36 protein-coding genes are annotated in these 26,535 nt (G+C 57.5%); 14 read left to right on the forward strand and 22 right to left on the reverse strand.

Annotated elements, in window-relative coordinates:
• Window positions 1-81: 81 nt before the first annotated feature.
• Window positions 82-387 carry an NIPSNAP family protein gene (locus AC2FID_RS14775; protein ID WP_496737184.1) on the forward strand — a complete coding sequence of 102 codons (306 nt, stop codon included), beginning with the start codon at window positions 82-84 and terminating at the stop codon, window positions 385-387.
• A 28-nt stretch (window positions 388-415) separates the two neighbouring features.
• Here the strand turns inward: AC2FID_RS14775 and AC2FID_RS14780 are convergent, their stop codons facing one another.
• The 3 genes from AC2FID_RS14780 to era form a co-directional block, all read right to left on the reverse strand.
• Complete coding sequence (locus AC2FID_RS14780) at window positions 416-739, reverse strand: SemiSWEET transporter (protein ID WP_472724352.1); 324 nt, start codon at window positions 737-739, stop codon at window positions 416-418.
• A 104-nt stretch (window positions 740-843) separates the two neighbouring features.
• Entirely contained in the window at window positions 844-1,173 is a 330-nt protein-coding gene (locus tag AC2FID_RS14785; RefSeq protein ID WP_109312284.1) for a DUF1491 family protein, read from the reverse strand.
• Window positions 1,170-2,078: a GTPase Era gene (era, locus tag AC2FID_RS14790; protein ID WP_496837468.1), complete on the reverse strand. Its 909-nt coding sequence runs from the start codon at window positions 2,076-2,078 to the stop codon at window positions 1,170-1,172. Before era ends, AC2FID_RS14785 begins: the two co-directional genes overlap by 4 nt.
• Before the next feature lie 157 nt (window positions 2,079-2,235).
• On the opposite strand from era, the gene AC2FID_RS14795 reads away from it, so the two are divergent.
• On the forward strand, window positions 2,236-3,612 hold the full coding sequence (locus AC2FID_RS14795; protein ID WP_496837470.1) for a multicopper oxidase family protein: 1,377 nt from the start codon (window positions 2,236-2,238) through the stop codon (window positions 3,610-3,612).
• A 29-nt stretch (window positions 3,613-3,641) separates the two neighbouring features.
• Here AC2FID_RS14795 and AC2FID_RS14800 read toward each other — a convergent pair whose 3' ends face one another.
• From AC2FID_RS14800 to folK, 11 genes are all read right to left on the reverse strand, one after another.
• On the reverse strand, window positions 3,642-4,118 hold the full coding sequence (locus AC2FID_RS14800; RefSeq protein ID WP_282169908.1) for a hypothetical protein: 477 nt from the start codon (window positions 4,116-4,118) through the stop codon (window positions 3,642-3,644).
• A 156-nt stretch (window positions 4,119-4,274) separates the two neighbouring features.
• Complete coding sequence (gene rnc / locus AC2FID_RS14805) at window positions 4,275-4,952, reverse strand: ribonuclease III (RefSeq protein ID WP_058273658.1); 678 nt, start codon at window positions 4,950-4,952, stop codon at window positions 4,275-4,277.
• Window positions 4,949-5,788, reverse strand: coding sequence for a signal peptidase I (lepB, locus tag AC2FID_RS14810; protein WP_109312281.1), 840 nt, complete (start codon window positions 5,786-5,788; stop codon window positions 4,949-4,951). The genes rnc and lepB overlap by 4 nt, the downstream gene beginning before the upstream one ends.
• Before the next feature lie 57 nt (window positions 5,789-5,845).
• On the reverse strand, window positions 5,846-6,265 hold the full coding sequence (gene acpS / locus AC2FID_RS14815; protein WP_109312280.1) for a holo-ACP synthase: 420 nt from the start codon (window positions 6,263-6,265) through the stop codon (window positions 5,846-5,848).
• Window positions 6,262-6,741, reverse strand: a complete 480-nt coding sequence (locus tag AC2FID_RS14820) for a hypothetical protein (protein WP_496837474.1) — start codon at window positions 6,739-6,741, stop codon at window positions 6,262-6,264. Before AC2FID_RS14820 ends, acpS begins: the two co-directional genes overlap by 4 nt.
• Before the next feature lie 67 nt (window positions 6,742-6,808).
• The gene (locus AC2FID_RS14825; protein ID WP_496837475.1) at window positions 6,809-7,432 is read right to left on the reverse strand and encodes a LysE family translocator; all 624 of its coding nucleotides are present in this window, start codon (window positions 7,430-7,432) and stop codon (window positions 6,809-6,811) included.
• Entirely contained in the window at window positions 7,429-8,175 is a 747-nt protein-coding gene (locus AC2FID_RS14830; protein ID WP_496755549.1) for a pyridoxine 5'-phosphate synthase, read from the reverse strand. The genes AC2FID_RS14825 and AC2FID_RS14830 overlap by 4 nt, the downstream gene beginning before the upstream one ends.
• Window positions 8,168-8,866, reverse strand: coding sequence for a DUF2062 domain-containing protein (locus tag AC2FID_RS14835; RefSeq protein ID WP_108861282.1), 699 nt, complete (start codon window positions 8,864-8,866; stop codon window positions 8,168-8,170). The genes AC2FID_RS14830 and AC2FID_RS14835 overlap by 8 nt, the downstream gene beginning before the upstream one ends.
• Window positions 8,867-8,882: 16 nt before the next feature.
• Window positions 8,883-11,015: a RelA/SpoT family protein gene (locus tag AC2FID_RS14840; protein ID WP_058278948.1), complete on the reverse strand. Its 2,133-nt coding sequence runs from the start codon at window positions 11,013-11,015 to the stop codon at window positions 8,883-8,885.
• A gap of 26 nt (window positions 11,016-11,041) precedes the next feature.
• Window positions 11,042-11,395 carry a DNA-directed RNA polymerase subunit omega gene (rpoZ, locus tag AC2FID_RS14845; RefSeq protein ID WP_010437681.1) on the reverse strand — a complete coding sequence of 118 codons (354 nt, stop codon included), beginning with the start codon at window positions 11,393-11,395 and terminating at the stop codon, window positions 11,042-11,044.
• A gap of 94 nt (window positions 11,396-11,489) precedes the next feature.
• A complete protein-coding gene (gene folK, locus AC2FID_RS14850) occupies window positions 11,490-12,047 on the reverse strand; it encodes a 2-amino-4-hydroxy-6-hydroxymethyldihydropteridine diphosphokinase (protein WP_496837477.1) in 558 nt (185 codons plus the stop codon).
• Between the two features lie 153 nt (window positions 12,048-12,200).
• Between folK and AC2FID_RS14855 the strand changes: the two genes are divergently transcribed.
• From AC2FID_RS14855 to AC2FID_RS14885, 7 genes are all read left to right on the forward strand, one after another.
• Window positions 12,201-12,773 carry a LabA-like NYN domain-containing protein gene (locus AC2FID_RS14855; protein ID WP_058278950.1) on the forward strand — a complete coding sequence of 191 codons (573 nt, stop codon included), beginning with the start codon at window positions 12,201-12,203 and terminating at the stop codon, window positions 12,771-12,773.
• 193 nt (window positions 12,774-12,966) lie between these two features.
• Entirely contained in the window at window positions 12,967-13,917 is a 951-nt protein-coding gene (gene ispH, locus AC2FID_RS14860; protein WP_109312305.1) for a 4-hydroxy-3-methylbut-2-enyl diphosphate reductase, read from the forward strand.
• Window positions 13,914-14,366: a DUF3429 domain-containing protein gene (locus AC2FID_RS14865; protein ID WP_496723284.1), complete on the forward strand. Its 453-nt coding sequence runs from the start codon at window positions 13,914-13,916 to the stop codon at window positions 14,364-14,366. Before ispH ends, AC2FID_RS14865 begins: the two co-directional genes overlap by 4 nt.
• The gene (locus AC2FID_RS14870; protein ID WP_496837479.1) at window positions 14,363-14,950 is read left to right on the forward strand and encodes a class I SAM-dependent methyltransferase; all 588 of its coding nucleotides are present in this window, start codon (window positions 14,363-14,365) and stop codon (window positions 14,948-14,950) included. Before AC2FID_RS14865 ends, AC2FID_RS14870 begins: the two co-directional genes overlap by 4 nt.
• Window positions 14,943-15,410, forward strand: a complete 468-nt coding sequence (rnhA, locus tag AC2FID_RS14875) for a ribonuclease HI (RefSeq protein WP_108861286.1) — start codon at window positions 14,943-14,945, stop codon at window positions 15,408-15,410. Before AC2FID_RS14870 ends, rnhA begins: the two co-directional genes overlap by 8 nt.
• Window positions 15,407-16,030: a trimeric intracellular cation channel family protein gene (locus tag AC2FID_RS14880; RefSeq protein WP_496767186.1), complete on the forward strand. Its 624-nt coding sequence runs from the start codon at window positions 15,407-15,409 to the stop codon at window positions 16,028-16,030. Before rnhA ends, AC2FID_RS14880 begins: the two co-directional genes overlap by 4 nt.
• Window positions 16,031-16,084: 54 nt before the next feature.
• Window positions 16,085-16,687, forward strand: a complete 603-nt coding sequence (locus AC2FID_RS14885; protein ID WP_472724362.1) for a COG3904 family protein — start codon at window positions 16,085-16,087, stop codon at window positions 16,685-16,687.
• Between the two features lie 6 nt (window positions 16,688-16,693).
• Here AC2FID_RS14885 and AC2FID_RS14890 read toward each other — a convergent pair whose 3' ends face one another.
• From AC2FID_RS14890 to def (AC2FID_RS14910), 5 genes are read right to left on the reverse strand one after another with little or no spacing between them, the layout of a single operon-like run.
• Window positions 16,694-16,930 carry a GlsB/YeaQ/YmgE family stress response membrane protein gene (locus AC2FID_RS14890; protein WP_058273291.1) on the reverse strand — a complete coding sequence of 79 codons (237 nt, stop codon included), beginning with the start codon at window positions 16,928-16,930 and terminating at the stop codon, window positions 16,694-16,696.
• 1 nt (window position 16,931) lies between these two features.
• On the reverse strand, window positions 16,932-17,186 hold the full coding sequence (locus AC2FID_RS14895) for a hypothetical protein (RefSeq protein ID WP_282120846.1): 255 nt from the start codon (window positions 17,184-17,186) through the stop codon (window positions 16,932-16,934).
• Between the two features lie 14 nt (window positions 17,187-17,200).
• Window positions 17,201-18,106, reverse strand: a complete 906-nt coding sequence (fmt, locus tag AC2FID_RS14900) for a methionyl-tRNA formyltransferase (RefSeq protein ID WP_496837482.1) — start codon at window positions 18,104-18,106, stop codon at window positions 17,201-17,203.
• 2 nt (window positions 18,107-18,108) lie between these two features.
• Window positions 18,109-18,603: a peptide deformylase gene (gene def / locus AC2FID_RS14905; protein ID WP_282169917.1), complete on the reverse strand. Its 495-nt coding sequence runs from the start codon at window positions 18,601-18,603 to the stop codon at window positions 18,109-18,111.
• Window positions 18,600-19,118, reverse strand: a complete 519-nt coding sequence (gene def, locus AC2FID_RS14910) for a peptide deformylase (RefSeq protein WP_496837484.1) — start codon at window positions 19,116-19,118, stop codon at window positions 18,600-18,602. The genes def (AC2FID_RS14905) and def (AC2FID_RS14910) overlap by 4 nt, the downstream gene beginning before the upstream one ends.
• Window positions 19,119-19,212: 94 nt before the next feature.
• Between def (AC2FID_RS14910) and AC2FID_RS14915 the strand changes: the two genes are divergently transcribed.
• The gene (locus AC2FID_RS14915; protein WP_496837486.1) at window positions 19,213-20,385 is read left to right on the forward strand and encodes a MalY/PatB family protein; all 1,173 of its coding nucleotides are present in this window, start codon (window positions 19,213-19,215) and stop codon (window positions 20,383-20,385) included.
• Between the two features lie 36 nt (window positions 20,386-20,421).
• Here the strand turns inward: AC2FID_RS14915 and AC2FID_RS14920 are convergent, their stop codons facing one another.
• Window positions 20,422-20,775, reverse strand: coding sequence for a hypothetical protein (locus tag AC2FID_RS14920; RefSeq protein WP_109312266.1), 354 nt, complete (start codon window positions 20,773-20,775; stop codon window positions 20,422-20,424).
• A 215-nt stretch (window positions 20,776-20,990) separates the two neighbouring features.
• On the opposite strand from AC2FID_RS14920, the gene AC2FID_RS14925 reads away from it, so the two are divergent.
• Entirely contained in the window at window positions 20,991-21,980 is a 990-nt protein-coding gene (locus tag AC2FID_RS14925) for a glutathione S-transferase family protein (RefSeq protein ID WP_058278961.1), read from the forward strand.
• Here the strand turns inward: AC2FID_RS14925 and AC2FID_RS14930 are convergent.
• A complete protein-coding gene (locus tag AC2FID_RS14930) occupies window positions 21,962-22,324 on the reverse strand; it encodes a response regulator transcription factor (RefSeq protein ID WP_108861296.1) in 363 nt (120 codons plus the stop codon). The genes AC2FID_RS14925 and AC2FID_RS14930 overlap by 19 nt on opposite strands.
• A 182-nt stretch (window positions 22,325-22,506) precedes the next feature.
• On the opposite strand from AC2FID_RS14930, the gene cobD reads away from it, so the two are divergent.
• From cobD to AC2FID_RS14945, 3 genes are read left to right on the forward strand one after another with little or no spacing between them, the layout of a single operon-like run.
• Complete coding sequence (cobD, locus tag AC2FID_RS14935) at window positions 22,507-23,472, forward strand: threonine-phosphate decarboxylase CobD (RefSeq protein ID WP_496837488.1); 966 nt, start codon at window positions 22,507-22,509, stop codon at window positions 23,470-23,472.
• Complete coding sequence (gene cbiB / locus AC2FID_RS14940; protein ID WP_282169920.1) at window positions 23,469-24,389, forward strand: adenosylcobinamide-phosphate synthase CbiB; 921 nt, start codon at window positions 23,469-23,471, stop codon at window positions 24,387-24,389. Before cobD ends, cbiB begins: the two co-directional genes overlap by 4 nt.
• An 11-nt stretch (window positions 24,390-24,400) precedes the next feature.
• On the forward strand, window positions 24,401-25,564 hold the full coding sequence (locus AC2FID_RS14945) for a lytic murein transglycosylase (protein ID WP_109312261.1): 1,164 nt from the start codon (window positions 24,401-24,403) through the stop codon (window positions 25,562-25,564).
• Between the two features lie 52 nt (window positions 25,565-25,616).
• Here AC2FID_RS14945 and AC2FID_RS14950 read toward each other — a convergent pair whose 3' ends face one another.
• Window positions 25,617-26,414, reverse strand: coding sequence for a class II glutamine amidotransferase (locus tag AC2FID_RS14950; RefSeq protein ID WP_282120838.1), 798 nt, complete (start codon window positions 26,412-26,414; stop codon window positions 25,617-25,619).
• Window positions 26,415-26,535 lie beyond the last annotated feature (121 nt).

Here is a 26,535-nt window from a genome sequence, read left to right on the forward strand (position 1 = left end):
CAATATGTTACCAACCTCGTTTCCTTGACAACGCGGGGTTGCCACCCTTTATTTAACAACATAGTTAAACAGGAGGTCACGATGCGAGGCATAACCATTACATATTCCTTCGATGGCAACGAAGCCGAATGGCAGGCCACCATCCGCACATTTATCGAGGCAATCAACGCCGACCCCGAGGCGGCCGGAAAATTCACTTATCAGGTTGCGGTCGCTGATGACGGAAAGTCCCGGGTTCACTGGGGCCGCTGGGACAGCGCCGAGACATTGGCTCATGTGCAGTCGCAACCCTATTTTCAGGCCTTCGCACCCAACGTAAAGCAATTCGCCGGTGAAACATTGACCACCACCGGGCACAACATCACACTTAAAAGCAGCGGCTGGTGACGTCTTGGCGCCGGATCGTGGCGGCTGGTCAAAACGTTAAACCAGCGTGAATCAGGATGCCCAGAACCATCAGGACATTCAGCACCATCGAGATACCGTTGCCCACATAAATAGGCAGCTTGCCGACCACCAGCCCGTAGGCGAACCATAAGAATGACAGCACAGCAAAGAGCGACCAAGACAGCAGAGACTGGCCGGTCGCATGTTGTGAATGCGTGAAGTACAGCTTGATCAACTGCGGCAGCGTGGCAAAAGGGCCGACAATGCCAATGAAGATCATGAAGCCTTCAAACCGATGCATCCAATGACCAAGTTCTGATTTTTCAAGCTTTTCAGCGAGTGTTTCGGCCATACATACACCTATTATCTATTCAAACGGTGCGGCGATCCTCGCCGACAGAGTGCGGGTAAAATAGACGTTTTGGTCCGAGCGACCAAGACCCGTTGAACTGCGTGCTAGTCCAATCCCTCTTCGCCCAGCAGATGACGCCCTTGTCGGTCTTCAACCTCGATCACCCAAAGGTCAGGGTCAAAGCTGCGTTGCCGGGTGATGGCGTCGTCGACTTCTGTCTCGGCACCGGAGGAAAGCTCGACCCATTTGCGCTCACCGCTCATCAGATCAAAGCTGCGCTGAAATGCGGCCGCTTGCCCATCCAAGGTGTTTAGTTTGACCAACACCGCGCCCGCTGTGTCGTCGCCATGTGCCACGACAAAAGCAGGGATTTCCTGAAACCGTAACCGCGCCAAATAGGCGTGGACCCAAAAATCAGCCGTCAGGCGGGTCATGCGTTTCCGTCTTTGAAATCCAGACCCATTTCCGAGTAACGCTCGGATTCCTCCAGCCAGTTCGGGCGCACTTTGACCTGCAGGAACAGATGTATCTTGCGGTCCAGGAACTCTTCCAGTTCGGCGCGCGCGGCTTGGCTGACCGCCTTGATCGTCTCGCCCTTTTTGCCCAGCACTATGCCCTTGTGACCGTCGCGCATGACATAGATGATCTGGTCGATCTTGGCAGAGCCGTCTTTGCGCTCTTCCCAGTTTTCGGTCTCGACCGTCAGTTGATAGGGCAACTCCTGATGCAGGCGCAGGGTCAGTTTCTCGCGCGTCATCTCAGCTGCGATCATGCGCAGGGGCAGATCGGCGATCTGATCTTCGGGATACAGCCACGGGCTTTCGGGTAATTCCGCAGCCAGCCATTTGCGCAGATCGTCAACCCCATAGCCCTTTTCGGCGGAAATCATAAAGGTTTCGGAAAACGGGTAGCGTGCGTTCAAGTCACTTGTCAGGGCCAGCAGCACCTCAGACTGGACTTTGTCGATCTTGTTGATCGCCAGCGCAACCTTTCGGCCCTGACCGATCTCTTCCAGACCTACGAGGATACGCTCGACCCCTTCGGTGATGCCGCGATGTGCCTCGATCATCAGAACGACGACATCTGCATCCGCCGCTCCGCCCCAGGCCGCGGCAACCATGGCCCGATCCAAACGACGACGCGGTTTGAACAGGCCGGGTGTGTCTACAAAAACCAGCTGCGCATCGCCTTCCATTGCCACACCGCGAATGCGGGTACGGGTCGTCTGAACCTTATGCGTCACGATCGAAACCTTGGCCCCGACCATGCGGTTCAGCAGGGTGGATTTGCCTGCGTTGGGCTCTCCGATCAGGGCGATAAATCCGGCGCGTGTGGTCATGTGTCTGGCGTTCCTGGTTGCAAGTGCGCACCCCTATAGCAGAAAGGCTGCGCGGGCCAGAGGGATTTGTCGCATTGCGGTCATGCAAAATCGGTGGCACGCCTATTCCAAGCCGCGCCAAATCCAGCCAGGCAACCATCGGAAAATGAGGCACGACATGAAACGTCGCGAGTTTCTTTTGGGCAGCGGGGCCGCTGCCGGCGCGCTGGGCCTGGGCGGTTTCGGGTTGGCGCAGGGGACGCCGGAGTTAACCATTCAACCAGCAAGCTTTGCCCTGCGGGATACGGTGACGACCGGAATGGTCAGCCTGTCCCCTAACGCACCGCCGCCGGTATTGTACGGCAAGCAAGGGGAAGTGATGCGGTTACCCGTGCGCAATACGCTGTCGGAATACACCGCAATGCACTGGCATGGGATGCGGATCGCGAACAAGATGGACGGAGTACCTTACCTGACCCAAATGCCATTGGGTGAAGGTGAGGTCTTTAACTATGAATTCACTCCGCCCGATGCAGGCACCTACTGGTATCATCCACATTGCATGACGATGGAGCAGATGGCCCACGGTTTGACGGGCGTCATGGTGATTACAGAACCCGAAGACCCTGGATTTGACGGCGAACAGGCGATCAACCTGCGCGATTTTCGGTTGGATGAAGATGGCGCGTTCCTGCCGGCCTATACCCAGCGCGGCGCTGCACGGGCCGGGACCTTTGGCAATGTCCACACCGCCAACTGGGTGCAGGGTGCTGTCCACGATCATGCCGCAGGCAGCCTGGTGCGACTGCGAGTCGTAAATACGGACACAACGCGTATCTACAAACTGCATCTTGAGGGCGGCGATGCACGGATTATCGCGTGGGATGGCCATCCGCTTGAGATTAACATCCCGATGCCCAACACTGATGAGCCACTTCTTGTCGGGCCCGGTCAGCGTGTGGATTTTGCGGTAGCAATGCCCGGCGACGAGGGGCGCAGCGTTGCGCTGATGGCAAAATTGCCCGGTCAGCCGCACAGACCTATGGCACAGCTGCGCGCAATCGGATCATCAGCGTCACGGGACCTGCAAGAGTTGCGCCCTCTGCCCGTCAACCCGGTCGCGAAACCCGATCTGACCAATTCCGAGCTGCACGAGTTTGTATTTGGCTGGACCCCCGAAGGTGGTAAACCCAACAACGGGTTCTGCGGCTCGCTGGGGTATAACTTCTGGTCCATCAATCGCAAACCATGGCCCGGCGACGTGGCGCAGGGTGTTGGGCCTTTGGCAACGCTGGAAATGGGCAAAAGCTATGTCCTTCGGCTGCGAAATGAATCTCCTAACTTGCACCCGATCCACCTGCACGGGTTGGCTTTTGTGCCGATACGGTCGAACCTGCGCCAACTTCCGCCTCTGATGACCGACACGATGCTGTTGCTAAAAGGCGAGGTTGCCGAGATCGCGCTGGTCGCTGATAACCCGGGCGACTGGGCGTTCCACTGTCATGTCATCGAGCACCAAAAGACCGGGCTGACTGGATTTATCCGGGTGGTCTGAGGGGCGTGCTAGACGCCCCCCAAGGCATTTCATGCGTTCTGGCGCTCAATCAAGCGCAAGACGGCAACCATGACGATCCCGTAAAGAACATGCCCGATTAGTGCGACCCAAGTGATCGCCGAGAAGTTCAAGAAGGTCGGCAGACCGGACAAGGTCGTGATACCACCCAAAGCAAAAACCCAGAGACCAAACCCGTAAATCGCCGAGGCCACAAACATATGAACGGGGCCAAGTACCTTAACCCATACCGGTTTGAAGATCAGAAACCACCCCAGCGGATAGGCTATCAGGCCCACAAGATAGAAATGCACGAAAAAGCCCAGAAACGCATTGCTGGGCAGGCCGAGACTGGACAACAGGCTCTGGGCCAGCCCTTCCGGTGAAAGATTGGCCCAGCCGATGCCGGGGCTGACAACCTGCCCCCAGAAATCGAAGGCGATCGTGGCGATAAAACCGGCGATGAACAAAAAGCCGATATTCACTGTGGTCAGTTTTGCGCTTTGCATTTGAATGCCTCAAATCATTGTATCTGTTTCGCTTTGCTCGCTTGTTCTTAGACATGCGCCAAAGCGGATGATGTTCAGATACGCCCGCGACCCGAGGTCTGCCATAGGCCTCAAGTTAGATTGAGAATTGTGACATGTTCGGGCTGTCGAAGGTTGCTATTTCAACTGATCCAGCAGTGCCTTTGCGGCGGCTTGTTCAGCCTGACGTTTCGACCCTGCCGTTGCTTGCGCTTCGGTTCCGTCCTGCAACCGAGCCGCAATGGTAAACACCGGGGCGTGATCCGGGCCGCTACGTTTGACCTCGACGTAAGCCGGCGGTTTTTGCCCGCGCGCCTGCGCCCATTCCTGCAGCGAGGTTTTGGCGTCGCGCGCATCCGCTTCAACGTTGTGGACGCGATCCCCCCACAGTCGCAGAATGACGTCGCGCGCAGCCTCGAAACCGGCATCGCGATAGATTGCGGCGATCACAGCCTCCATCGCATCACCCAGCAGGGCCTGTTTGCGGCGCCCGCCTGACAGCATCTCGGACCGACCCAGTTTCAGCACCACGCCAAGATCGATTTGCCGAGCCACATCGGCGCAGGCCTCTTTGCGGACCAAAGCGTTGAACCGAGGGGCCAACTGCCCTTCGGATGCTTTTTTGTCGGCTTCCAACAGGGCAGTCGCCATGACAAGACCCAGAACCCGATCGCCTAGAAACTCCAACCGCTGATTGTCGGGTCGTGTCGAGGACGAGACCGATCCATGGGTCAGTGCACGCACCAGCAGTTCAGGGTTCGAGAATTCGTACCCCAGACGCTGCTGGAACGCCTTTATCTCGGTCGAAAGCTTCAATTGACCGCCTTAAAGAAACGATCCCCGCGCCATGTCCAGAAGAACAGCATCGATCGGCCAGCGGATGAGAACAGGATGCGATCAGCCCGCCCGATCAGGTCTTCGTAAGGCACGTAGCCAACGCCACCTGCGGATTGCGGCACGCGGCTGTCGCTGGAGTTGTCGCGGTTGTCCCCCATGAAGAAGTAATGCCCTTCGGGAACCGTATAGATGCCGGTATTGTCAGCGGCCTGGTTGCCGATGTTCAGCACTTCGTAGGACACACCGTTTGGCAAAGTTTCGATCATCCGCGATTTTTCGCAGACACCGCCAAAGCCGACAGGACCGTTTTCGCAGCGTGGGCGTAAACCTTGCGAACCTTGTGGTTCGGCGACTTCGGTGAACACACCATCAGGTTCCTGTTGTACGGGCGCACCGTTCAGAATGATCTGACCGTCCCGCACCTGAATGCGGTCCCCGGGCAGACCAATAAGACGTTTGATATAATCACGACCGCTGACCGGGTGGCGGAAAACAATGACGTCACCGCGTTCGGGGTCACCACCCCAGATACGGGTGTTTTCATCGCTTTGCATCCAGCCGCAGAGGTCTTCGGCGTCAACATTCAGGCCGACGCTTGGGATGATCAGGCTGGGACAGGACGCGTAAGAATAACCGTAAGACATTTTGTTGACGAACAGGAAATCCCCGATCAACAAGGTGGGCTTCATCGAACCCGACGGAATCCAGAACGGCTGAAACAGGATCGTGCGGAAGACGCCCGCGATCAGCAGGGCATAGACGATGGTCTTGATCGTCTCCCAAACGGCGTTACCTGTTTTGGCTTCCTCGGCCATACTGCTCTCCGGTCGTTTATTCGTTGGGGTGCTACATGCGGGTCAGTTACGGGCAAGTCAAGGCTGCGCGGGGCCATCGTGAAGCGGACGCGCCTCGATCACCACGAATGCCTGTGCCCAGGGGTGATCGTCGGTCAGGGTAACGTGGATGATGGCCTCATACCCTTTGGGCGTCATCTCTTTCAGTCGATCTGCTGCCCACCCGGTGACATGCATCACAGGCTGACCGGTGCGCAGATTGGTCACCGACATGTCCTTCCAGGCGATGCCCATAGCCAGACCGGTGCCCAGCGCCTTAGAGCATGCCTCTTTCGCGGCCCAGCGTTTGGCATAGGTTCCCGCAACATCAGCACGACGTTCCGCCTTGCTCTGTTCGATCTCAGTGAATACACGGTTGCGAAACCGGTCTCCGAACCGATCGAGCGTACCCTGAATGCGGTCGATATTCGCGAGATCTGTGCCGATACCGAGGATCATTTGGCAGTACCTTTTGTTACGAGCTGTGCCTTATGTGCCTGTCTAAGGCCAACGCCGAATGCAATACGGCACACGAGCGACGCAGTAACGACAAAAGCAGCGGTCCAATAATAATCCCAAAAGCCGAACCGCAGATCTAGGAATGAAAGGTCTTCGAACGTAAAGAAGTTAATCAAGACAATGACCAAGAAGAGCACCCCCATTCCAATCACCGCCATCGCAACTGATCCAGACAACATGTTCGTATTGGATGGCACGGCGGAATTGCGATTGTAGCAGTACCCTTCCACAAGGGCGGCTATGGCAAACACGACAAAGCATATGGCAATCAACATGGCAAAGAACTGATCCACAATGTATTGCCCCAAAAAGATCCCCGAGTTGAGGAACAAAAGCCGTGCTCCCAAGTATTTGTTGAATTCAAACTCCAACGACAAAGCCAGCCAGACCAGTTCGACCAAGCCTAAAACGTTCAAGACAACGTATGCCCCTGAAAACACCGCTAGGTATCTGAGAAGACTGAAGTTCACTCCCTTGAACCCATCACGCTAGCCGCACCGTCAAAATCTTGTAACTCGCCACTCCAAAGAACCCAGCAAACGCAAAATCGAACCAGCGGCGGGCGCGGCTGTAGGCGCGCACCATACGCTCGGAAGAGAAGAGAAAGGCGTAGCCGATGAAGATCAGCAAAGATCCTGCATAAAGCATGGCGAAATAGCCCAACAACATCGAAAGGCTGGCATTATTCGGGGCGACGATGGCATAGATCGACCCCCAACTCAGGATCGCCTTGGGGTTTGTCAGGTGAATGGCCGCGCCCTTGGCAAAGATTGTGCGAAAAGAGCCGGTGACAGGGTTGCCCATAGCAACCTCATCAGACGTCATCGCCCGGCGCAGCGCCTTGATCGCCAGCCAGGCCAGATAGGCCACCCCTACATAGCGGATGACCTCGAATACCCAAACATTGGCCAGCATGATCGCCGATAAACCCAGCGCGGCGGCGACGCCCCAAGCGGCAGAACCAGCGCAAATACCCAAGGCAAACACCAGGCCAGCGCGGCGACCTTCGTTCATTGCCGTTCCAGCAATCCCCATTGTTGCAGGCCCCGGAGAGCCACCGGCCATCAGCCAGGCAAACCAGATGACAACAAAACCGGGGGTGATCATTCGCGCGCCTCATCCATTAGGCGCCGCATCTCGGCCATGGCAGGCGTGAGGCCGCGAAAGATCGCCTCGCCAATAAGGAAGTGCCCGATATTCAGCTCGCGCACTTCTGGGAACGCCGCGATCGGTTGTACGGTGTCATAGGTCAGGCCGTGGCCCGCGTGCACCTCAAGGCCCAGTGAATGGGCAAAAGCGGACATTTCACGCAGGGCTTCCAACTCACTGTTGGCTTTGTCGTCGTGGCCTTCGGCCATGGCATCGCAATAGGCACCGGTGTGCAGCTCGATCACTTCGGCGCCGATACGATGCGCCGCCTCGATCTGGCGCTGATCAGCAGCAATAAAGATCGACACACGACAACCGGCATCGCGCAGCGGAGCGATAAAATGAGCCAACTTGTTTTCCTCGCGCGCGACTTCCAGCCCGCCTTCGGTGGTGCGTTCTTCGCGCTTTTCAGGGACGATGCAAACGGCATGCGGCTTATGCCGCAAGGCAATTTTCTGCATCTCGGGCGTCGCGGCCATCTCAAAGTTTAACGGCACCGACAGGACCTCCATCAGGCCATCGATATCAGCGTCCGAGATATGGCGACGGTCTTCGCGCAGATGCGCGGTAATGCCGTCAGCCCCGGCCTCTTCCGCCAGCTTGGCGGCACGCAGCGGATCAGGATAGGCCCCGCCCCGCGCGTTGCGAACCGTGGCCACGTGGTCGATATTTACGCCAAGACGCAGGTGGTTGTCAGACATCGCTCGAATCCTTCTTAAGGCCCTGGTCTGAACCTAGGGTATTCATCAATGGAACGGCAGGCTTAGTTTCGGCCAAGCGTTTGATTTCGTCAAACTTTGCCTTGATCTTGTCGCGACGGCGCTGCTGATAGGTGCGGATCAGCGGCAAGCTGAGATAGGAGCAAATTACACCCGCCAGAATGCCCGGAAGAACGCCGCCAATCATGTAGGGAAAGAACACCTCGTTATAGAAGATGCTGAGCCCATGCCAGTCCGCGACACGGTCGGTGAACATGGCAATAAAGTTGTTCTTCAGATCACCCATTGCATCTGTGAACTTGCCCATCAGACCATGCGTGTCGCCTTTGTGGAACTTGGTTCCCAGCAGGAAATGTCCGGTCTGCAGGCAAACCACACCGATTGGCACATAGGTGAGTGGGTTGCCAAAGAATGTTCCACTCAGTGCCGCCAGAATATTGCCGTTCAGCAAGCGCGCCACCACAGCAGCGACCAGAAAATGCAATCCGTAGAACGGAGTGAATGAGGCAAAGACGCCTGCCCCGATGCCACGCGCAATGCGCTCAGGGGAATCCGGAAGCCTGCGAACACGATGCTTGACGTAGTGAAAGGCCCGCGTCCATCCACCACGGGGATAGACGAATTCAGACGCGATCTGGACAGGCGAGCGTCGGTCTCGGCGCTTAAATACCACTCCTGATCACCCCTTCTCAGCCAGCCGCTACTGCGGTTTTGGTCCTGTCCCTATAGCGTTCGACCGCGGCAACGTCGCTTTCGGCCTCAAGCATAAGCATCAGCGAATGCAACTGTTCCAGGTCACGCAATTCGACACTGACCAGAAGGCGGTAAAAATCCGGTTTGCGGTCGACGAATTCCAGGTTCGAAATATTGGCCTTTTTCTCGCCTATCAACGTACAAATGCGGCCCAGCACCCCAGCATCATTGCCAATCGTGACGTCCAGCGTCGCACCATGAACGGCCGGGTGCGTGCCAGAATGCCAGTGCAGATCAACCCAGCGATCTGGTTCGCTTTCGAACTCGGACAGGCGGTCGCAATCGATTGCGTGCACCACAACGCCCTTGCCGCGATAGGTAATGCCGACGATGCGTTCGCCAGGCAAAGGTTGACAACAGGGCGCGCGGTCGAATTTCTGGCCGGGTTCAAGGCCGATCACCGCGCGGCGCGGAGAAATGGCATCACCGTCATCCTGGGTAAGTTCAGGGTAAACGGCGCTGACCACATCATGCGCCGTCAGCTCGGCGCTGCCGAGACGCGCTAACAATTCGTGACGATCCTTCAGGCGCAGGTGTTTCGCCGCGGTATCCAGCGCCTTGTCGGTTGCCTTTCGACCGACATGTTCGAAACCGGAACGCGCAAGTTCCTTGCCCAGCTTGATGAACCGCTCGCGGTCGACCTCGCGCAGCGCACGCCGAATGGCGGTCCGGGCCTTGCCGGTCACCGCAATCTCAAGCCACGTTACCTGAGGCGTCTGGCCGTCAGCGGTAATTACATCCACCGACTGACCATTCTTGATCCGCGTCCACAGTGGCACACGGATGCCGTCCACCTTGGCGCCAACACAGGCATGTCCAATGCGCGTATGGATCGCATAGGCGAAATCAATCGGCGTAGCCCCGCGCGGCAGCTTGACAACATCGCCCTTGGGCGTGAAGCAAAACACCTGGTCCGAGTACATTTCCAGTTTGACCGCTTCGAGGAAATCTTCGTGATCTTCCTCACTGTCGAACTGTTCAGTCAGGTTCGCAATCCACTTGGCCGGATCAACGGCAAATGGGTTTTCCGAGCGGACACCGTCGCGGTACGACCAATGCGCCGCAACGCCGGTTTCAGCCACATCATGCATCTGACGGGTGCGGATCTGAACCTCGACCCGTTTCCCGTCGCGGCCCGAAACTGTGGTGTGGATCGAGCGATATCCGTTCGATTTCGGCTGACTGATGTAATCCTTGAACCGTCCCGGCACCGCGCGCCAACGCTGGTGAATGGCACCCAGCGTGCGATAGCAATCTTCCTCGGACCGGGTGATGATGCGAAAGCCGTAGATGTCAGACAGGCGCGAAAAGCCCTGATCTTTTTCCTGCATCTTGCGCCAGATCGAATACGGCTTTTTGGCGCGACCAAACACTTCGGCTTCGATGCCCGCCTTTTCCAGCTCGTGCCGCATGTCGCCGGTGATCCGGTGAATCACGTCGCCGGTTTCACGTTGCAAGGTGATAAAGCGGCGAATGATCGACTGGCGACCTTCGGAATTCAGAACGCGGAAAGCAAGATCCTCAAGCTCTTCGCGCATCCACTGCATACCCATGCGACCCGCGAGCGGCGCATAAATATCCATCGTCTCGCGTGCCTTCTGCACCTGCTTTTCCGGGCGCATTGCCTTGATCGTACGCATGTTGTGCAAACGGTCGGCCAGCTTGACCAGAATGACACGCAGGTCCTTGGACATGGCCATGAACAGCTTGCGGAAATTTTCTGCCTGTTTGGTTTCGCGGCTGGATAGTTGCAGGTTGGTCAGCTTGGTGACGCCATCGACCAACTTGGCAACCTCTTCCCCGAACAGTTCGGACACTTTGCCATAATTGGCTTTGGTGTCTTCGATCGTGTCATGCAGCAACGCCGTAATGATCGTCGCATCATCAAGACGCTGTTCGGTCAGGATGGCGGCCACGGCAACGGGATGGGTGAAATAGGGTTCGCCTGAATGGCGGAACTGACCGTCATGCATCTGCTTTCCGAACTCATATGCTCGGGCGATGCGGTCAGCATTAGTCTTGGGGTTGTAGTTGCGGACCAGCGCAATCAGGTCGTCTGCAGAAATCATCCGGTCCGCACCTTTATCTTTGGGGATTACCCCTGGCCTTGAGCCTCCATCAGAGCGCGCAGCAGCTTCTCTTCCGACATATCGTCATCGGCAGGTTTGTCCGACTCCGCACCCATCAGCAGAGCCATCTGATCTTCTTCCGGCTCGTCGACCTCAATCTGGGTCTGGTTGGCCTCGATCAGGCGCTCGCGCAGTTCATCCGCGCTTTGAGTTTCGTCCGCAATCTCGCGCAGCGACACGACGGGATTCTTGTCATTGTCACGGTCGACGGTGATCGGGCCGCCGGCAGAAATCTCGCGCGCACGATGGGCGGCAAGCATCACCAGTTCAAACCGGTTAGGAACCTTGTCTACGCAATCTTCAACCGTCACGCGGGCCATGGGGCGCTCTCCGTTACTGAATCCATGTCAGGAAGAGGTTTATCTAAGGGCGAATCCCTGCCTTGACAAGCAAGAAATGCTGCAAATGCACCGTTCATACAGCCGTGACCTCTGCAATATCCGCCGCGGGCAGGTCTGCCAGCATTTCAGTTACCGTCCGGCCCAGCACAGGATGCCGCCAATCCGAGGCGACGTCCGCCATCGGAACAAGGACGAAGGCACGATCCTGTAGGCGCGGATGTGGAATAATCAGCCGGTCCGGCGCCTTTTGCGTCTGTTCCTGTGCTGGCAGGGTCAGCCAGCTGTCATATACGGTGCGATCCGGCAGAACCAAATCATCATAGCACACCAGATCCAGATCCAGCGTTCGCATACCCCATCGCTGCACCCTTTCGCGGCCAAACTGATGCTCAATCTGGTGAAGCAGGTGCAACAAATCGGCTGGTGTCCTGTTCGTTTCGATCACTGCAGCCGCGTTAATATAGTCTGGCCCGGCACCTGCCGGGAAGCACGGGGTCTCAAAAAAACGGCTGACGGCACGAATCACCACCCCTTGACGCAACATCGCGTCAAGTGCGCTTTGAAGTGTCACCTTGGGGCCAATACCTCTCAATTTGAGATTTGCGCCCAGCGCGATAACCGCTTTTGACATAGATTTGTACGTTCCATTCACTATATTCGGCGAATTGCATGCTTGCGATACGACCGAAATGGCCTAATTATAGAAGATCAGCGCGCCGCATATTTCCAAATACCCACTCACGTAACACCACGGCGTCCTGTATTGTACCGGAAGGACCTATTTATGTTCTATAAAGACGAACGGCTAGCGCTGTTCATCGACGGCTCGAATCTTTATGCGGCCGCAAAAGCACTGGGGTTTGACATCGACTACAAATTGCTGCGCCAGGAGTTTATGCGCCGCGGCAAGATGCTTCGGGCTTTTTACTATACGGCGCTATTGGAAAACGACGAGTATTCCCCGATCCGCCCCTTGGTTGACTGGCTGCATTACAACGGCTTCACCATGGTGACAAAACCGGCGAAGGAATACACCGACAGCATGGGGCGTCGGAAAGTCAAAGGTAACATGGATATCGAACTGACAGTCGACGCCATGGAACTGGCACCGCGGGTCGATCATATTGTGCTGTTTTCGGGCGATGGGGATTTTCGCCCGCTGATTGCCAGCCTGCAGCGTCAAGGCGTGCGCGTTTCGGTGGTTTCGACCATCCGCAGCCAGCCACCGATGATCTCGGACGAGCTGCGCCGCCAGGCTGACAACTTCATCGAACTTGAAGACCTGCGCGACGTGATCGGGCGACCTCCGCGTGAAATGCCCATGGAGCCACGCAGCGTTGCTGCGGGTGGACAGTAAGACCCGGCCACTCACCAAGCCCGGGGGAAGAAATTAGCGCGGTCAGGCTGTACCAACCTGGCCGCGCTTCTTTAACTAAAAGCAGGTACTGAAACACCTGCTGGCTAGCAGTGATTCATGTCAGATCAATGACAATGTCCTGTCTAGACCATAGCCGGGAAAAGACTTACCTGTGGCCTATGGAGACCAAGACATGACCAAGCCGCCCCTTACCCTATACCTCGCCGCGCCGCGCGGGTTCTGCGCCGGTGTCGACCGAGCGATCAAGATCGTTGAAATGGCGCTGCAGAAATGGGGGGCTCCGGTCTATGTGCGGCATGAAATCGTGCACAACAAATTTGTCGTCGATGGTCTGCGCGCCAAGGGGGCCGTTTTTGTCGAAGAGCTGGACGAGTGTCCTAACGACCGACCCGTTATTTTTTCGGCGCATGGCGTACCGAAATCCGTTCCCGCGTCGGCGGCCCAGCGCGAGATGATCTATGTCGATGCCACCTGCCCGCTGGTCTCCAAGGTTCATGTCGAGGCTCAGCGACATGCAGAAGCCGGATTGCAAATGATCATGATCGGCCACAAGGGCCATCCAGAAACCATCGGCACCATGGGCCAATTGCCCGACGGCGAAGTGCTGCTGGTTGAAACCGTTGATGACGTGGCCTCGGTTCAGGTGCGCAATCCGGAAAAGCTGGCATTTGTCACCCAGACGACGCTTTCGGTGGATGACACCAAGGACATTATCGCGGCCCTCGAAGCCCGGTTCCCGGCCATCGTTGGCCCGCATAAAGAGGACATTTGCTACGCCACCACGAACCGGCAAGAGGCCGTTAAGGCCGTGGCTCCGAAATCGGATGCTTTGCTGGTTGTAGGCGCACCGAACTCTTCGAACTCACGCCGACTGGTCGAGGTTGCTGCGCGCGCCGGGTGCAATTATGCGCAATTGGTGCAGCGCGCCCACGATATCGACTGGCGGGCGCTGGAAGGCATCTCAACCATCGCCATTACCGCAGGCGCGTCAGCACCCGAGGTGCTGGTGAATGAGGTGATTGACGCTTTCAACAACCACTATGACGTAACGGTTGAACTGGTCGAAACTGCCGTCGAAAATGTCGAATTCAAAGTGCCTCGCGTCCTGAGGCAAACCGCATGAGAGGCGTCCCCAGGGCGCCGTTGGTTCTGGCGCTGGCGGGGCTGATCCCGTTCATTTGGGGCGCGCTGACCTCCTTGAACGGCGATTTGCAGGATTGGGGCAGGCAAGAGCTTGGGTCGCGGTTCGTCGGGCCGTATATTCAACTGTTCTACGGCTCGGTGATCTTAAGTTTTATGTCCGGTGTTCTGTGGGGGTTCGCCACCAAGACCTCGGGCAGTAAGGCAGCGACGTGCTATGTGCTGTCAGTCCTCCCGGCGCTTTGGGCGTTTTTCATGACCGGCGGTGGACCTGTCGAGGCGGGCATCAACCTGATGTACGGCTTCGCCGGTTTGCTGATGTTGGATGCGATATTTGCATATTGGCGGTTGACCCCAACATGGTGGCTGAGGCTGCGTGTTCTGCTGACAGCCATCGTCCTGATATGCCTTGCCGTAGGAGTGTACCTGTGACCGATCGCAAGACAATTGATGCCTACACCACGCGTGTTGCCGAGTATCTGAGCGTCCCATTGCCGCCCGAACAGATCGAAGCGCGTATGGCCTTTGCCGAAGCGGTTGCGCCGGGTGGCTATGTGCTGGATCTCGGCTCAGGACCCGGCGCAGATAGCATGTTTTTCCTGCGTGAGGGGCTGCGGGTTCGGGCTTTGGATGCGACGCCGGCCTTTGTGGAACACGCCCGCGAAAATGGCGTAGATGCGCATGTCGGTACATTTGACGATGTGACCGAAGTGGCCACGTTTGACGGCATCTATGCCAGCTTTTCGCTGCTGCATGCGCCGCGCAAGGATTTTCCGCGCCATTTGGCGGCCATCCACCGCGCACTCAAGCCTGAGGGTATCTTTTTCCTTGGTCTGAAACTGGGAACCGGTGAACACCGTGACGACATTGATCGCTATTACACCTATTTCTCACAGACCGAGATCGAAGAGGCGCTGGCCGAGGCAGGGTTCACAATTGACCGGATTACAACCGGAGTGGGCAAAGGTCTGGCCGGGTCTTATGACGGCTTTATTCTGGTGATCGCCCATGCCTGAGTTGTTTGCCTATACCGATGGTGCCTGTTCGGGCAATCCTGGCCCGGGGGGCTGGGGCGTGCTGATGCGCGCAATGGACGGCGAAAAAGTCCTGAAAGAGCGCGAACTGAACGGCGGCGAGGCTGAAACCACCAACAATCGCATGGAATTGCTGGCCGCGATCAGCGCGCTGGAAACGCTGGAGCGGGCCTCGAAGATCACCGTGGTAACCGACAGCGCCTATGTAAAGAACGGTGTGACCGGCTGGATTTTCGGCTGGAAACGCAACGGCTGGAAGACCTCGAATAAGAAACCAGTCAAGAATGTCGATCTGTGGCAGCGACTGGACGAAGCGCAGGCGCGCCATGACGTGACCTGGGAATGGGTCAAGGGCCATGCAGGCCATCCCGAAAACGAAAAAGCCGACGAGTTGGCCCGCGCGGGCATGGCCCCGTTCAAACCAAAAAAGGCCCAAACGTGAGCGGTCTTGCACTGCTCGATTATGCCTCAGTTCTGGTTTTTGCCCTGACGGGTGCATTGGTGGCCAGTCGGGCACAGCTGGATTTGGTGGGTTTTGCCTTTATGGCCTGCCTGACTGCTGTGGGCGGCGGAACCGTCCGCGACCTGCTGCTGGACCGGCACCCGGTGTTCTGGGTTGGTCAACCGGACTATATCCTGATCGCCACAGCGGCTGCCGTGGTGGTGTTTTTCACTGCCCATTTGGTCGAAAGCCGATACAACTTGCTGGTCTGGCTGGACAGTTTCGCTCTGTCGATTGCCGCGGCAGCAGGTGCTGGCGCAGCCTTGTCTCTGAACCAATCCGGTGTCATCGTTGTGCTGATGGGCGTCACAACGGGCTGCCTTGGCGGCCTGATGCGGGACGTGGTCTGCAACGAAGTGCCACTGGTCCTGAAACAGGGTGAGCTCTACGTCTCTTGCGCGTTTGCCGGGGCTTTTGCCGCTGTGATTGCGACCCAACTTGGTTTCGACGAGCTGGCCACACTGGCCGCATGTGCGTTGATCTGCTGGGCATTGCGGGCGGGATCATTGGTGTTTGGCTGGCGGCTTCCGGTTTACAAGGCGCGCCCGCCGCGGCAATAAATGGGTGCAAAATGTTCGATCTGCATTTCCTGTGCCACAGAAATGAGAACTGAAATGAAATTCACTTTCCCCATTTTTGTCGCCTCACTAGCTCTTCTGGGTGCGTGTGCAGAGCGATACGACGCGGTCAGCTTCGTTGTACAAGGCGACGAAATCGTTGCTTCGGGGGCTATTGATCACACGACACTCAGCGCTTTTGAAGAAATCACTGCGGCCAATCCCGAGATCAAGACACTTGTACTGCAGAACATCGAAGGCTCGGTCGATGATGATGCAAATGTCGTTTTCAGCCGCGTTGTGCGAGACGAAGGGTTCGATACTGTGGTGCCCTCAAACGGCTTGGTCGCCTCTGGTGGCACCGATCTGTTCCTGGCAGGCAATCGTCGCACTCTGGAACCTGGCGCATGTGTCGGGGTTCATAGCTGGGGCGGCGGCGGATATGTGGCTGCCAACCTGCCCGAAAACCACCCCGAGCACGATCGCTATCTCGACTATTTCAATGATATTGGTGTCGACCCGGCCTTTTATTGGTTCACGCTTGATGCAGCGTCCGAGGACGAAATGCACTGGATGTCAGCAGAGGAAGCCAATCGCTTCAATATGGCGACGCGCAATTCCAAATCGTTGGGATCAACAGTGATTTGCGACGAGCGGTAGCCCCGCTCAACGTCGTAGATAGGTCTGCCAGATCCAGATCACCAGCAGAGCCCCCAGAACGGCACCCACAAAACCGGACAACCATCCTGCCACGGTGATCAAAGCCCGCAACAGAAATCCGCCAACCAGTGCACCAACGATGCCAATCAACATGGTTGTGGGAATGTTGGCCTCGATCCGCATTAAACGGGTGGCTAGGAACCCTGCGGCGGCTCCGATGACGATCAGGGCGATGACAGGCATGTCACTTCCTCCAATGAGTCGGCACGATGATCAGCGCGCCGACGGATGACACAATAGCGTTCAATCCCGGGGACCCAAAAGCAAGGCTAAACCCGAACATCCTGCCAAACATGATCTGAGCAAAGAAAAACAGAAAGGCACCGCCGATACAAATGATGATAGATTGCAGATAGCCGTTTCGGGTAAACCCGGTTTTCTCCGCGAGGCTTCCAACGACGGCTGCGATTAACACCGTCCCCATCAAAGTCATGTACAAGTCTGTTATTCCTTCTAAATCCGACTTCCCTTGGCCACAGGCCAGCCCCGCAGAAAGGTTTCCTTATCCTGTGCGCCTTTGCCCGCCCGTTGCAGGCGCAACAGATCAACGGCACCCTCGCCGCAAGCTACTGTCAAGGCATCGTCCAGAGCTTCGCCGGGTACGCCCTGCCCCTCGGCCAGACGCGACGCCAGTAGTTTCACGCGGTCTCCGTCAATCTCGGTCCAGGCACCTGGGAACGGGGACAGACCGCGGATCTGCCGGTCCACCTCGGCTGCGGGCCGGGACCAGTCAATCCGTGCCTCTGATTTGTCGATCTTGGCGGCATAGGTCACACCGACCTCGGGCTGCGGCTCGGGCGTCAGATCCGGCAGGTCATGCAAAGCCTCAACGATCAGTTTGGAGCCCATTATCGACAGCCGGTCATGCAACTGGTCGGTGGTTTCCTCGATCCCGATATCGGTTGCTTCGCGCATAAGAACCGGGCCTGTGTCCAGACCGGCCTCCATCTGCATGATGCAGATACCGGTTTGCGCATCGCCGGACATGATGGCGCGATGGATCGGGGCCGCCCCGCGCCAGCGCGGCAACAGGCTGGCATGGATATTCAGACATCCCTGGGCAGGCGCGTCCAGAATGGGCTGCGGCAGGATCAGGCCATAAGCGACCACCACAGCCACATCTACGTTCAGTGCAGCAAAGGCATCCTGTTCATCTGACGATTTCAGAGACACCGGATGGCGGACAGTCAGGCCTAACGCTTCGGCCCGTGCGTGAACCGGTGTCGGTCGGTCCTTTTTGCCCCGACCAGCCGGGCGCGGGGGCTGGCAATACACGGCGACGATATCATGCCCAGCTTCGACCAGCGCATCCAGAACCGGAACCGAAAAGTCGGGCGTACCCATGAATACAACGCGCATCTCTACCCCAGCTTTTTGGCTTTGCGCAGAAGCATGTCCCGTTTGACCTTGCTGAGCCGGTCGAAATACATCTTCCCGTTCAGATGGTCGATCTGGTGCTGTACGCTTGTGGCTTCGATCCCGACAAAGTCGCGGCGATCCACTATCCCCTGCTCATTCAGGAACTTGACCGTCACCGCGCGTGGGCGCTTCACCTTGGCCGAAACACCAGGCAGGTTCGGGCTGGCCTCATCATGTTCGCGCAATTCGATTGAGCTGTGCAGGATTTCCGGGTTGGCCAGACGCACAGCCTTACCGCGTTCAGCCGAGCCGTCCACCACAGCCAGTCGCAACATCACGCCGATCTGCGGCGCGGCAAGGCCAACACCGGGCATCGCTTCCATCGTGTCGATCATGTCGTCCCAGATGGCACGGATTTCATCGGTGATCTCGGCGACGTCCTCCGCCTTGGTGCGCAGGCGTTTATCGGGCCATGGCAGGCAGGTGCGAGCGGTCATGCGCGGGCCTGCTCGCGCTTTAGTTTCTGCATCTTCCGCGTGATCATCTGCCGTTTCAGCGGCTTGAGATAGTCGATGAACAGCTTGCCGTTCAAATGGTCGATCTCATGCTGAACACAGGTCGCCCACAGGCCGTCGAATGTTTCCTGTTGCAAGTTCCCATCCTGGTCAATCCACGTGACATCAACCACTTTGGGGCGCGTGACTTCGGCGAATTGCTCGGGGATCGACAGGCAACCTTCCTCGTAGACATTGGTCTCATCGGACGAGGCGATAACCTCGGGGTTGAACATGATCAACGGACGCGGGGCTTCGCCCTCTTCCTTAATGCAGTCCAACACGATCAACCGATCCAGCACGCCGATCTGAGGCGCGGCCAGACCAACGCCAGGCGCGTCATACATCGTCTCCAGCATGTCGTCGGCCAGCTTGCGCAGCTCGTCGCTGATATCTGCCACAGGCGCGCAGCCCTTTTTCAGGCGGGGGTCGGGATGGATCAGGATATTACGTTTCATGGGGTTGATTTAGGCCATCCCGCACTGCACCGCAACGCCCCCCTTGCACCCGCTGGAATTGTAGCTAGCTTTCGTCCGGACAGATGGAGCAGACATGACTTTCAACGACCTGATCGACCGCCGGGGAACCAACAGTTCAAAATGGGATAAGATGGAGCAAATCTACGGTGTGCCCCCGCAGGACGGGCTGGCCATGTGGACGGCAGATTCCGATTACCCAACAGCGCCTTGCGTAATTGATGCGGTTCGCAAAGCGGCTGACCATGGGGTCTTTGGGTATTCGTGGATTCACCCGGAATATCTGGCATCGATTCAGTGGTGGATGAAGAACCGCCATAGCTGGGACATCGACACCGATTGGGTGCTGACTTCACAGGGGTTAGGCAATGCGATCGCCCTGTCTCTGGATGTCTGGAGCGAACCCGGCGACGGCGTCGTCATCTTCAGCCCCGTCTACCATGAGTTTGCCCACAAGGTGAACAAATCGGGACGTCGCGTTGTCGAGTGCCCGCTAGTTCGCCAAGGCGAAACCTATGGCCTGGATCTGGACGACGCTCAGTCGCGTCTGGACGGGTCGGAAAAGCTGTTGCTGTGGTGCTCGCCGCAAAACCCCTCGGGCCGGGTGTGGACACCGGATGATCTGCGTGCCGTGGCCGCATTCGCCGAACGTAATGGGTTGATTTTGGTCTCGGATGAGATCCACCACGATCTGGTTTATCCTGGCAATACGTTCGTGCCGATGGATGTGGCTGCGCCGGATGCGCGGCCGTGGACCGTGACCCTGACTGCGGCGTCCAAGACATTTAACATCGCCGGTCAACGCACCGGTAACATGATCATTCCGGACCCCAAACTGCGCGCGGCCATGCGGCACCGCATTCAGACGCTGGACTATGACCCCAGCGCGTTGGGCGTGGCGATGATAACTGCCGCCTATTCGCCCGAGGGTGCGGCATGGGTTGACGAGCAGGTCGCGCATCTTGCGGGCAACTGCCAGGTCTTTGACGCAGCAATCGCCGAGATCCCTGGTCTGTGGTCCATGCCATTGCAGGCTACTTATCTGGCTTGGGTAGAATTCTCAGGAACCGGCATGACCCATGAAGAGTTTGTCCGCCGCCTGCGCGAAGATGCCAAAATCGCAACGTCCTCAGGCCCCGGTTTCGGCGCAGGTGGTGAGACCTTCGAACGGTTTAACTTGGCCACTCAGCGTGCACGGGTCGAAGAGGCATGCGCCCGGCTAAAGCATGCATTTGCTGATTTGCAGTGAACGAGGCGGCCAACGGCGATGTCGTTGGCCCTGCCCTCAATCCTTGTGCCCAAGCAACGCAATCGGCGCGTCCGGCGCGCGGTAGAAATCCAGCGGAGCCTTGTCGGCTGCGGCCGTGCTGCGTTTAAACTCGTACCGCATTTCGCCTGCTTCATCCTCATCCGCGATGATTAGGCATTGGTACAAGTGACTGACACCATCATAGATATCCACAAGCCCGCGCAGTTGAGGCGTGGTTTCGGCCTCAACTGTAAATCCGTCTTTCCACAATCGAAGAATCTTGTAGGTATTGTCGCCAATATCGACACGAAGGCGGCTGATCTTTTTCAATCCTGCGATTCGCGCCGCATCCAATTCGGCAGTAATTTCCTTTGAAACATAAGTACTCATAAAAATATCTCCCCCGGCAGTGTATTCTATTGTGAGGCGCAAATTATAAAAATCCAGTGAACCTGATCACAGTCAGCGCCGGGATTTCAATTTGTTGCACAGAAATCCCAATCCTTCCTGTGCGTATGCGCAGGAAGGATGCGCGCGCCCTCGCATAGGAACGCCCCATGTACCCGCCTATGTTTGGCGCAAACGCTTTTCGGAGGGCATGAGCAATGGGCCTGTTGGTCGACGGTAAATGGCACGACACTTGGTATGACACCAAATCCACGGGCGGCGCGTTCAAACGCAGCGCCGCGCAGTTTCGCAATTGGCTGACGGCAGATGGCAGCGCCGGACCATCGGGCAAGGGTGGCTTCAACGCTGAAACCGACCGCTACCACCTCTATGTCAGCCTGGCCTGTCCATGGGCGCACCGCACTCTGATCTTCAGGGAACTGAAAGGTTTGAACAAGCACGTCTCAGTCTCGGTGGTACATCCCGACATGCTGGACAAAGGCTGGACCTTCGAGACTGATGACTACGGCGCAACCGGGGACACACTGTACGGTCTGGGCTTTGCTCACCAGATTTACACCAAGGCCGACCCGACATATTCGGGTCGTGTCACAGTGCCGATCCTGTGGGACAAGAAACAGCAGACGATCGTTTCGAACGAAAGCTCGGAAATCATCCGCATGTTCAACTCGGCCTTTGACGGGATTACCGGCAACGCCGACGATTATTGGCCCGAAGCGATGCGCGATGAGATCGAAGAGGTGAATGCGCGCATCTATTCCAACGTCAACAACGGCGTCTACAAATCCGGCTTTGCCACCAGCCAACAAGCTTATGACGCCGCCGTGGACCCGCTGTTTGAAACGCTGGACTGGTTAGAGGATCGTTTGGCTTCAAAACGTTATCTGATGGGGGATCGCCTGACTGAGGCTGACTGGCGGTTGTTCACGACGCTGATCCGGTTCGATCCCGTCTATCATCTGCATTTCAAATGCAACCGGCGGCGACTGATCGATTACCCCAACCTGTGGGCTTATACGCGCGAGCTGTATCAATGGCCGGGCGTCGCTTCGACGGTGAACATGCACCACATCGTGCGCCACTATCACTATAGCCACGAAAGCATCAATCCGCATCGGATCATCCCGACCAACCCGGTTTTGGACTACATGGAACCGCACGGGCGTGGTCAGCGGCCCGCCGCGTAATGTTCAACCATCGCCGCCAGATCTTCTGGCGGCGTGCCGCTTTGCACATAAGCGCACGCGTTTGGACTGTGGGCAAAGATCGAACCGTCTGAAAAAAAGGTGGTGTTGGTAACAAAGATCACTCGCGCCTCGGGGCGGCGATAGCTGGCGAAATCAGCCACTGCCAACGCACTGCCATTTTCCAGCACCAGATCCAACACGATGATATCGAAATCCGTGCCATACAACGCAAGGATCGCAGCCTCTTGCCCGGCAACAAGCGTCACTTCGGCGCCTTGCCGTTCCAGATGTCTTTTCCAGACCCGACCAAGGTCGGGGTTACTCTCAACAATCAGTACATTCATTTGCAACAACCTCGGCACTTGGTAGAGTGTGCGGTGCCGACCCCCGTGGTTTGTGATCACGCTTATTCCTTAACAAAGTGTTAACGGTGCCGGTCAACCGGGCCGATCACGCGGATTTGCTTGTGTAAGCGGCAAAAATCCGCTTGAAGCACAACAAACGCGCAATTCCGACGAGAACACCGATGGCAAGCCCGAACGCAGATTTGAACCCCCGTGCCGCGCGCGACCATGGCGGCGGGCTGGACGGTGCTATCGCCCGGTTCGGCGGGGCACGCGACGATTGGCTTGACCTGTCCACCGGCATCAACCCACACCCATATCCGGTGTCGGGACTGAACCCGTCGGATTGGGCCGCGCTGCCGGATCATGGTGCGTTCGAACGGCTGTCTGCCGCAGCACGCCAGTTCTGGTCTGTTCCCGAAGGTGCCGCGATTCTGCCCGCGCCCGGCGCATCAGCAGTAATCGCCCGCATGCCTGCGCTTGTTGCGACGGGTCGGGTTCAGATCACAGCACCCACCTACAACGAACACGCGGCAGCTTTTTCTGCGCAGGGTTGGACTGTTCAATCGAACGGTCCAGCCGAGGCGCGCGTCCTTGTGCACCCGAATAACCCGGATGGACGTATCTGGACCGTAGAGGACGCCGATGCCCCGCTGACCGTGATTGATGAGAGTTTTTGTGACGTTTGCCCTGACGTATCCCTAATTCATCTGGCCGAGCAGCCCGGTGTGATCGTGTTGAAAAGTTTCGGCAAGTTCTGGGGCTTGGCCGGGCTACGACTGGGATTTGCAATTGGCCGCCCTGATTTGATCTCAAAGCTGAACGATTTGACCGGGCCGTGGTCTGTCTCTGGCCCTGCCCTTCGGATCGGGGAACGGGCGCTGCGGGACACGGACTGGGCCAAAGCAACCCGTCAGCAGTTGGCGGCAGCGACAGAACAGCTAGACCGGATCATGACCGGCAAGGGGGCAAAACTGGTCGGCGGCACCACGTTGTTCCGCCTTTATGACGTCGACGATGCCGCCGCTTGGCAGGCCAAGCTGGCCCGCGCCCATATCTGGAGCCGCATATTCCCCTACTCAAACACTTATCTGCGCCTTGGCTTGCCGCCTGCAGACGGATGGCGTCAGCTTGAGGCCGCGTTGTGAGCACGGCTTTTCTGCTGGTTTGCGCCATGTGTCTGGACGCGGCGCTTGGAGAGCCAGATTGGATCTGGTCGCGCATTCGTCATCCGGCAGTGATGATCGGCACTGTCATCGGCTGGTTGGACCTGCGCCTGAACCGCGGAACGAATAGGCGCTTGAAAGGCGTGGCCATCGTGCTGCTGCTGATCTTTGGCGCAGTGATTCTGGGCCGCACGCTGACCTTGTTTGGGCCGGTGATCGAAATCGTCCTTGCCGCAATTCTGCTGGCACAGAAGTCACTGGTGACCCATGTGCGCGATGTCGGTGATGGGCTTCGCTCCTCCTTAACCGAGGGCCGCGCCAAAGTCGCCATGATCGTTTCGCGCGATACGCGGGACATGACCGACGCGCAGGTCGCGCGATCCGCTATTGAAAGCGCTGCAGAAAATCTCAGCGACGGCGTAATTGCGCCCGCGTTTTGGTTTCTGGTCGCGGGCCTGCCGGGGTTGCTGATCTACAAGGCGGTCAACACTGCCGATAGCATGATCGGCTACCGGTCGGAAAAGTACCGCGACTTCGGCTGGGCCGCGGCGCGTCTGGACGATTTGTTGAACCTCATTCCCGCCCGTCTGACCTGCGTGATGATCGTGGCGCTATCCGGTCAATGGGCGCGCTGGCCAGAAATGGTCGCGGATGCACGTCGCCATATCTCACCCAACGCCGGTTGGCCCGAGGCCGCGATGGCGCGCGCCTTAAACGTCGCCCTTGCCGGGCCGCGCAGCTATGACGGACAGGTCTGCGATCTGGCCTGGGTCAACGGTGATGCGCCACGTAACATCGGCGCGCCGGAGATTTTCCGCGCATGTGACATGCTTTGGCGGGTTTGGGGGCTTGCGCTGGGCCTCGTGTCGGTGTGGGTTGGGGTCAGCTTTATTTTCTGACGGACCCTAAAATGCGTTTACTCTCGGGCATCATTGCCGCCACCCTGCTCGCCTCTCCCGCCCTGGCCCAATGTGGCGGCGGGTTCAATTCCTTTGTGAAGGGTCTGAAGGCCGAGGCCGTTCAGCAAGGGTTCGATAAATCCACCGTGAACAGCTTTTTCAAAGGTGTTCAGCAGGACAGCGCGGTTCTAAAGGCGGATCGGGCGCAAGGCGTATTCCAAATACCTTTCATCGATTTTTCACGCCGTCTGATTTCGCAAAACCGGATTGATCGCGGCAAATCCATGTCTCGCAAATACGATGCGGTGTTTGACCGGATTGAGCGGGAATATGGCGTGTCGCGCGGTGTACTGCTGGCGTTCTGGGCGTTCGAGACCGACTATGGCGCGGTACAAGGTGACTTCAACACCCGCAACGCTCTGGTCACTCTGGCGCATGACTGCCGCCGACCTGAGTTGTTTCGACCACAGGTTTTTGCAGCCATCGAGCTCTACAGCCAAGGGGATTTCGACCCCAACCGCACGACCGGAGCCTGGGCAGGTGAGATCGGTATGGTGCAGATGTTGCCCCGCGACATTCTGGAAAATGGCGTGGACGGGGATGGCGACGGCAAGGTCTCGCTAAAAACCTCAGCCCCGGATGCGCTGATGTCGGGCGGCAAGATGCTGTCGCATTTGGGCTGGCGTCCGGGTGAGCCCTGGCTGCAGGAGGTAACTGTTCCCGCCCAGATGGACTGGTCCCTGTCCGGCCCCGGCAAGTCGCGGTCCGTATCCGAATGGCAGGCGATGGGCGTTCAAGCGCGCAGCGGATCTCTGGCCAATCTGCCCGCGTCGCTGATCCTGCCACAGGGTCGCAACGGCCCCGCATTCTTGGCCTACCCAAACTTTGACGTCTATTTCGAATGGAACCAGAGCTTTGTTTATGTCCTGACGGCTGCCTATTTCGGTACGCGGTTGGAGGGCGGCCAAATCTATGACGCAGGTTCCCCGCCACAAGGCCTGTCGGGCGCGCAGATGAAGCAATTGCAGACCAAGCTTCAAGCGCGTGGGCATAATGTGGGCAAGATCGATGGTATTCTGGGTGCCGGCACGCGGGCTGCCGTTCAGGCCGAACAGGCACGGCTGGGGTTGCCCGCGGATGCGTGGCCAACAGCTGATTTGCTCAATCAGTTATGAGCCCCGATGCGTCCCGCACAGACGGGACGCATCGGGACGCAACACCACAGAGTTATGCAACCTCGGCGCGGTGATGCGGCGCTTTTGGTTCAAACGCGTGTGAAGTCAACGCCCCTCCCCGCGTTTCAATCGCCGTATTGGCAGGGATTTCAGTCCATTCGCCGCTATTCGCGTCCAACGGTTCGGACGAAATAATGAACCCATCCTTACACGCCTTGTAGTGGAGGCTTGGGGCAAAGCGGTCCGAGGCATATCGGGCGGCAAAAAGGCGATCGCCGTCGGACCAACAAGCGGCAAAGCGAAGATATGGCATTGTACCTCGCCGTCGTGACAGATCTTCGACACGTTGGACTGCCCGCTCCATGGCGCCGATCGGATCGATATCCAGACCTTCGCCATGGGCAATCAGGAAAATCGCTTCGCTTTCGGTTGCGCCAAGCCGGTGGCTGTAGAGGTCAGGTGGTATCATCCCGTCCAACTCCTGCCGGATACGGTCATGCCCTCCGGCCTGCCCATTATGCATAAAACTCCATTTTCCAACGCCAAACGGGTGGCAGTTGTTCCGCGAAGTTGCAGTACCCGTTGATGCCCGCACATGGGCCAGAAAGAGATGCGACCGGGTGTGATGCGTTAGCTGTTTAAGATTGGCATCCGACCAGGCGGGGTTAGTGTCCTTGTAAAAACAAGGCGTCTCACGTTCGGAATACCAGGCAAGGCCAAATCCATCTGCGTTGATCGGCGTCTTTCCGATCAGAGCATTTCGGCTCTGAATGACAAGCGATTGCTCTTGGTTCAGAACCAATTCATCTAGATAACGCTTTGCGCCTGCCCAAGCCAGAAATCGGCACATCTGTTAGCCCCATTGAGTATGAATTTTTTTGAGAGCATACCACCGGCTCAGATAGGAAAACTCACCATTCTTCGCGAGCATTCGGCAATATTTCGATCAAATGACAACGCAAAACGCGAAT

This window comes from Ruegeria sp. CDSC068, from assembly GCF_059610545.1.